General features: G+C 65.6%; 2 protein-coding genes. One reads left to right on the plus strand and one right to left on the minus strand.

What is annotated here, in order from left to right:
- Positions 1–355: 355 nt before the first annotated feature.
- Positions 356–865 (minus strand): hypothetical protein, encoded by a 510-nt coding sequence (locus tag ACFWBT_RS42755; RefSeq protein ID WP_385710181.1) that lies wholly within the window; start codon positions 863–865, stop codon positions 356–358.
- 426 nt (positions 866–1,291) lie between these two features.
- Between ACFWBT_RS42755 and ACFWBT_RS42760 the strand changes: the two genes are divergently transcribed.
- Positions 1,292–1,936 carry an IS5 family transposase gene (locus tag ACFWBT_RS42760; RefSeq protein ID WP_385710184.1) on the plus strand — a complete coding sequence of 215 codons (645 nt, stop codon included), beginning with the start codon at positions 1,292–1,294 and terminating at the stop codon, positions 1,934–1,936.
- The last annotated feature ends 44 nt before the right edge of the window (positions 1,937–1,980 follow it).

Raw genomic sequence — 1,980 nt, forward strand, 5'->3', positions numbered from 1 at the left:
CTGTAATCCCTGTCTTTGCCCTGCACCCCCAGACAGGAGCAAAGTGACTGGTCAGCGATTTACCCTGTAATCCCTGTCACCCAGCAGGGGCTGGGGCAGGCGCGCAGCTTGACGCCATGGGGACCGTTACTCTCTGCTACGCAGGCCGTGTGAGTCGACATGAGCCACCTACCGGACGGCGCGGGAGAAGTCGTCCGAGCATGAGCACCGAGTGGAGTGCTCCACGGCCCGGTGCAGATTTCGGAGGCCGCGCTCCTCGTACTGTCAGTCCGTTTTAGCTTGATTTTTAACCTCTACCTCGGTCAGCTATTGGCTGGTCGAGGCAGCTGAGAGAGACCGTACGAAGTGCCAGCTCTCAATTTTCATGCGACACACCGAGGTCGTGACGCATAGCGGTTCGCATGGTTTGGAGCATGTCCCAGACCTCATACTGGGCCTGGGCCGCGGTCTCCATCGTTTCGCCTGGTCCGGGGGCACCGCGTTCGAGGCGCTTGACCTGACCGTAGACCTTGTTCAGGGCTTTGTTGACGGCACTCGCTTTCGTGAGTACCTCTTCGGGGGCGATCATCTGTGCTTCGGAGTATCGATCGCGATGCGTGTTCTTCGCCTCGTCAAGTGCGTCCCTGTCGGCGTCCTCCGCGCCGCGTTCCCTTATGACGTGCAGGTGGCGGTTGAGTGCGGTGGTGAACTGCCGGGCATCCCGGTTGAGTTCCACGTAGCAGGTGCGTCGCAGTGAACGGTTCTCACGGATCTCTTCATGGTCACGAACGAGTTCTATTTCCCGGCGCTTTGCCCGCTCGGAGCCGCGTTGGGTGAGGAGTGATCCTCCCAGGGTTCCTGCGACGCCTGCCACCGCGATGATCACTGAGCTGAGATCCACCGACGCACTCCGCGAACTTCTTCGGCCTCGTGCCCGCTGCACATGGCCCAGGCCGTCAAGTTTGCCGTTCCTCGGTGCGCCGGGGTTTGGTGCCGGTCTTGTGGTGGGTGAGCCTCTGGTAGGGCTGGCCGGTGGCGAGGACTCGGCCCACGTCATGGCGGCTGGCAGGGGGCGTGTTTCGAAAGTCCCGTCCGGCTCGCGACGCCTGGCACGGCTCCCCCAAGCTCTTCGAGCAGGGGGTACCCCCACGCCGCGTTGTCGGGATCACCCGAGTACGCCCAGTACGCGGGCGACCCTCCGCCTTGCGATGCGCCCCCACAGCCCGAACGGCGTGGGAGGTACCCCCGGCACCAGACGCCGCGCTAGGCCGTGTATCGAAAGTGGATCTTGGGCTGTGAATGATCACGGTTCATGGGGCGGGGAGATCTCACGGACGAGCAGTGGGCGGTGCTGGAGCCATTGCTGCCGAGGGGTGCCAGGTCGGGGCGGCCGCCGGTCTGGCCTCGGCGGCAGCTGATCGACGGCATACGGTTCCGAGTTCGTACCGGTATCCCGTGGCGGGACGTGCCCGTCGAGTACGGACCGTGGGGCCGGGTCTATGACCTGTTCCGCCGGTGGCAGCGGGACGGTACCTGGCACCGCATCCTCACCCGGCTCCAGGCCCTGGCCGACGCGAAAGGCGCGATCACGTGGGACCTGAGCGTCGACTCCACGGTGTGCCGCGCCCATCAGCACGCGGCCGGGGCCCGCAAACAGGGCGACCTGCAGAAGGAACCACCGGGCGGCGTGTTCACCGAGCCCGGAGATCACGGACTGGGACGCTCGCGCGGCGGGTTCACGACCAAGCTGCACCTGGCTGTCGAGCAAGGTCAGAAGCCCATGTCGATCGTGGTCACGGCCGGGCAGCGCGGCGACTCGCCGCAGTTCGAGCCCGTCCTGGAGAAAGTCCGCGTGCCGCGCATCGGGCCTGGTCGGCCGCGCGTCCGCCCCAACCGGGTCCGCGCGGACAAGACACCCCATGCAGCTATCGGGTCAAGCAGCTGTGGCGAGTGGTGATGGTTTCGGCGGGGCAAATGCGATCGCTTCGTCGAACCTCTGGC

Source organism: Streptomyces sp. NPDC060027, from assembly GCF_042737005.1.
Taxonomy (GTDB): Bacteria; Actinomycetota; Actinomycetes; order Streptomycetales; family Streptomycetaceae; genus Streptomyces.